4 protein-coding genes and 1 pseudogene are annotated in these 3,933 nt (G+C 62.3%); 1 reads left to right on the top strand and 4 read right to left on the bottom strand.

What is annotated here, in order from left to right:
• Positions 1–536 precede the first annotated feature (536 nt).
• Positions 537–800, bottom strand: a complete 264-nt coding sequence (locus K8V11_RS12605) for a hypothetical protein (protein WP_303914874.1) — start codon at positions 798–800, stop codon at positions 537–539.
• Positions 801–1,388: 588 nt separating this feature from the next.
• Here K8V11_RS12605 and K8V11_RS12600 point away from each other — a divergent pair.
• On the top strand, positions 1,389–1,745 hold the full coding sequence (locus K8V11_RS12600; protein ID WP_303914871.1) for a hypothetical protein: 357 nt from the start codon (positions 1,389–1,391) through the stop codon (positions 1,743–1,745).
• Between the two features lie 95 nt (positions 1,746–1,840).
• Here K8V11_RS12600 and K8V11_RS12595 read toward each other — a convergent pair whose 3' ends face one another.
• From K8V11_RS12595 to K8V11_RS12585, 3 genes and pseudogenes are all read right to left on the bottom strand, one after another.
• Positions 1,841–2,575, bottom strand: a complete 735-nt coding sequence (locus tag K8V11_RS12595) for a DUF2786 domain-containing protein (RefSeq protein WP_303914869.1) — start codon at positions 2,573–2,575, stop codon at positions 1,841–1,843.
• A gap of 247 nt (positions 2,576–2,822) precedes the next feature.
• The gene (locus K8V11_RS12590; RefSeq protein WP_303914865.1) at positions 2,823–3,608 is read right to left on the bottom strand and encodes a LysR family transcriptional regulator substrate-binding protein; all 786 of its coding nucleotides are present in this window, start codon (positions 3,606–3,608) and stop codon (positions 2,823–2,825) included.
• 23 nt (positions 3,609–3,631) lie between these two features.
• A pseudogene (locus tag K8V11_RS12585) lies at positions 3,632–3,933 on the bottom strand (serine hydroxymethyltransferase); the annotation flags it as partial.

Genomic DNA, 3,933 nt, shown 5'->3' with positions numbered 1-3,933 from the left:
GAGGAGATGTACCGTTCCAACCAGGCGACCGAACCTCAGGCCGCCTGATTCAGCAAGACCCTCCGACGGAGCCAGGGCGATTCAGGTTTCCCTGCCAGTTCTGGGGCCCGTTGGGCGACTGGTTCGGGTTTCCCTGCCAGTTCTGGGGTCCGTTGGGCGACTGGTGATTGGTCACGCGGCATTCCTATCTTGGTGGCCTTCAGCGGCGCTGATCGTATTGATTCACACCCTTAACGCGTTTTAAACGAACGTCGTTACGGGGCTACACACGGGGGTAACTGTTAACTTCCTGCCTTGGCGAAAGATCCAGCAGAATTTCCATGGCTCGAGCGAGAGCCCCCTTTGAGAGGCGAGACAATGTCAGCGATTCCTAGCCCTGCATAAGCGCCTAGCTTGCAGAATTCTGCCGCGCTCTATCGAAGCGATGGACAAATACAAAGCATCTGAGCCCGGGCAAGTTCGCTGTCATTGCGCGCAAGCGCTGAGAGGCTCGGGCGGGACATTCCGCCAATGCCTGAACTTTGTTCCGCTGGTCGTTAATAACCGGCCTCGCCGGCGCCGTAAATGTTCGAGTCTCCGGCGACTCCCTCGAGATCCGGGTTGTAGGTAGGTGCGTCGTCCGAGTAATCCGGTGTGACCGGATCAGCCGGAACGAACTCCCCTGCGGTGTCCTCCCCCGAATGCGTTGGGTAAGGGCCTCGCTGCGCGCGAAGCTGCTCCTGCTGCGGAAGCATTACGTTCGCGCACTGCTGAGTCCACCCCGACGAACCGTCGGTGAAAAAGGTGGTCCCTGTTTCCATGGTTCCCGGGTCGCCACAAGAAGCTACTTGCTTGTCCAGGCAGGAGGTGCCTTGGAACTGCGGCTGCCCCATTGAACCGACCAGACAGTCCCCGCCGGAGGGTTGCGAATCTGCAGCTGCCGGAGCAGAAGCCGCCTCCGCCGTCGTCTCCACCGTCGGAGTGGCCTTGGTCGTGCTCTTAGCGCTGCTAGGAGGAACCGTAGATGTCACCGTGACTGCCTCCGGTTCGTTTGCGGCGTTTCCGCATGCCGCTACGGACAAGGTGAGAAAGAGGGCCGCTACGGCCGCAAAAACCTTTTGCATTGTCGTTCTTTCGCGTAATTGGGTAACTGTGTCGACGACCACTAAGCGCAACTAAAGGCGTATTTATTACGGGGGTACAAAAAGGGGTAAACCCCTCCGTGCATTTCCCGCCAGCGCCGCAAGCGCTGCGTGCCTTTCGGACTCACTTTCGCCCGCTTACAGTCACCAACCACTCATTTCAGAGCGACCGAGTAGCGAGAATATCGCGCCTATTCACCTGCCTCGTCCTACGTATTCGCCCTTCGAGGCAATACACTCGGACTACCTCGAGGTCAGGAGACCGTTATGTCCACCCGCTATATCTCGAAAAAGTTCATCGCAATCGCCGCCGCGACCGCAGTAGGCACCGGATCGTTCATCGCAGCCGTACCTGCGGCGTCCGCCGATGTCAGGCCCGGAACGTACACCTCGACGACACTGTCTGCGGGAAGTGTTCTGCTCGCACGCGAAGGACACGTCGAAGGGGACGAGCTTGTGCTCATCGGTCGCTATAAGATTCACCCCACCGATACCGGCGGGTACGTCGACTTCTTTCCCGGACACCGCGTGTATATGAATGACGACGGACACGGCGGCTACGAAGGCGCCGCGTTCTTGGGTCCTCTCGAAATAGGCACGTTCACCCTTACTCCGCAGGGCTGAGCCAGAGCCGCCGACTCTCAAAGCCGGCGGCTCTCCACTGTTTTTCATCCTCCGCGGGACACCGCGCTCTTCGCGGCTTGCCCGCGCCAATTGAACTACACGGACAACTGGCGCGGTCCCCCATCGAGCCGAGAGTTTCCGATATCGACAACGCTTCCGGCGCGCATTCCCGCGGCGGACGCTCCGTGATCGAGACGGGCGCGAGATCGCCTACGCCCGGCGAGGATGTACCCGTTGTCGATGAGCCACTGGTCCCGGGCGACGTCCGCAGCGTCCCGGTCGGAGGTGAAGGCGAGTTCAGTAGAAGTGCGATCACCAGTAGCGCGCTCTCGTTCGCGTTCGGCGGCAACCGAATACTCGGTCTCTTCGAGACGCTTGGCGACCGACATCATGAATGCGTAAAGGAAAGACATGCGCTTGCGACGCGTTGAAGCGGAGTCGTATCCGCGCATCGCGAGCATGTGGGTCGTGCAGATCTGCACCAGGAGCGGCCAAAGGAATTCGAGTCGGTCAAGGTGCTTGCGACGACCGAATATGACCGCGTTTCGGTCGAACTTTCCGTACGTATACGAGCAGTGCAACGCCGCGGCAACGCGGCCGAACGCGGCGCCGTATTCATGCCCGTACGTCATGCGCATGTCCACGCGGAACATGCCGACCTCGCTACCGGTGTCCTCCTCACCAATATCTGCCTCGGCCAACCCTTCGCGGGCCATGAGCTCGAAGGCCTTGGCACGGAAGAGTTCCGCCTCTGCGGTGCCCACCGAGCGGTCGGCGCTCTGTGCGAGGAGTTTGCGAATCTTGTCTTTGGTGCTCGATTTCAAGGCCATGGTCGCTCCCGGATGCGTGTGTGATCGATTCACCCCAAGCGACGGAGGGACGGCATCTCTCGGATCCCTCTACATCTGCACATGGTCGTCTTGTAGACGAATTTCGGCTCCATTCACAGGGCGAGCAACTAGAGGTCGGCACAACTTGGCCACCCGCGTTTGCGCAGGTCGGCATCGTGCCTGGCTCCATTTCGCCGATCAACCTGAACCATCAGGGACTTGGCGGTTCGTCGGTGGCCTCCGTCGCCTACTTTCGCCGCCCCTTCGCGGGACCGCGCCGCACTGCTTTCGCAGAACGCGGCTTGGCTGTCGAGCTCCCTGCTCGGCGACCTACCGCTCCGCTTGCGCCCTTGCTCTTCTGACCGTCTTTCGACCTCGCGCCCGATCCACCACGCGGTGTGGGCTCCGGCCCGCGGCTCGTCCGCTCGGTACGGCCCTGGACGATCCCGACAAAACCGGCGATCTCGTCCTCGTCTCCCCTGCCTGGAAGCCAGGCAATGCCCATTCGGGTGCGCGCGGGCTCGTCAAGCGGAATGACAACGACGTCCCTGCGTGAGTACGCGCGAGCGAGCGGAAGTGGAAGGAGGCCGAGGCCCACGTTCGCCGCGACAAGCTCGATATGCATCTCTACTTCTGCAGAAGACGAAGTGAGGGCGTCAACTGGGTCAACCCAGCGCTCACCGTCGAGTTCGGTCAAGGACAGGGAAGAAAACAGGGACGCCTCGTGATCGCGGGGCACAAGAACGGCAAGGTCCTCGGTATAGAGCGGGATTCGCGCGAGCCCTTCCGGCGCCGATCGCGGCGCCTCGGCGGGCTCACGCACGAAGACGACGTCGAACTCGTCGGCGAGGAGTTCCGGCGTCTGTCCTAGCTGGGCACGTCCGACGTCAACAAGCGTGGTGTCCAGCTGCACAGCGGGAAAGCGGCCGGCCATGCGACGCAGCCACTTATCCGGAGACAGCCCCGGCGGGTAGCCGATGCGAAGGCTACCTGCCGGGGCTGCGGGAGCCGCTGAGGGCTCGGGTGCGCTCATGGGTCGATCGACGCCGCCGAAAGCTATCCGAGGAGCTTCCAGTCCTCGAGTCCGTCGTAGAGCGGCTTGGACTTGGCGAGCGCTATGACACGCGCGTTGAGCGCGGAGACGTCGGCCTTGTCGCCTGCGACGAGTGCCTCGGCGATGATGTCGGCGACCGCGCGGAAGTCGTCGTCGTCGAAGCCGCGGGTCGCGAGCGCCGGCGTGCCGATGCGCAGGCCGGAGGTGACCATCGGTGGGCGCGGGTCGAACGGGACGGCGTTGCGGTTGACGGTGATGCCCACCGAGTGCAGAAGATCCTCGGCCTGTTGGCCGTCGAGCGCGG

This window comes from Dietzia timorensis, assembly GCF_020742175.1.
Taxonomy (GTDB): Bacteria; Actinomycetota; Actinomycetes; order Mycobacteriales; family Mycobacteriaceae; genus Dietzia; species Dietzia timorensis_A.
Note: the sequence above shows the minus strand (reverse complement) of the source record. Positions and strands in the feature narration are given on the sequence as shown.

Excerpts from the sequence above, each read along its gene's own strand:
- K8V11_RS12605 (WP_303914874.1), bottom strand. The coding sequence starts at position 800 with ATGGAAACAGGGACCACCTTTTTCACCGACGGTTCGTCGGGGTGGACT.
- K8V11_RS12590 (WP_303914865.1), bottom strand. The coding sequence starts at position 3,608 with ATGAGCGCACCCGAGCCCTCAGCGGCTCCCGCAGCCCCGGCAGGTAGC.
- K8V11_RS12600 (WP_303914871.1), top strand. The coding sequence starts at position 1,389 with ATGTCCACCCGCTATATCTCGAAAAAGTTCATCGCAATCGCCGCCGCG.
- K8V11_RS12595 (WP_303914869.1), bottom strand. The coding sequence starts at position 2,575 with ATGGCCTTGAAATCGAGCACCAAAGACAAGATTCGCAAACTCCTCGCA.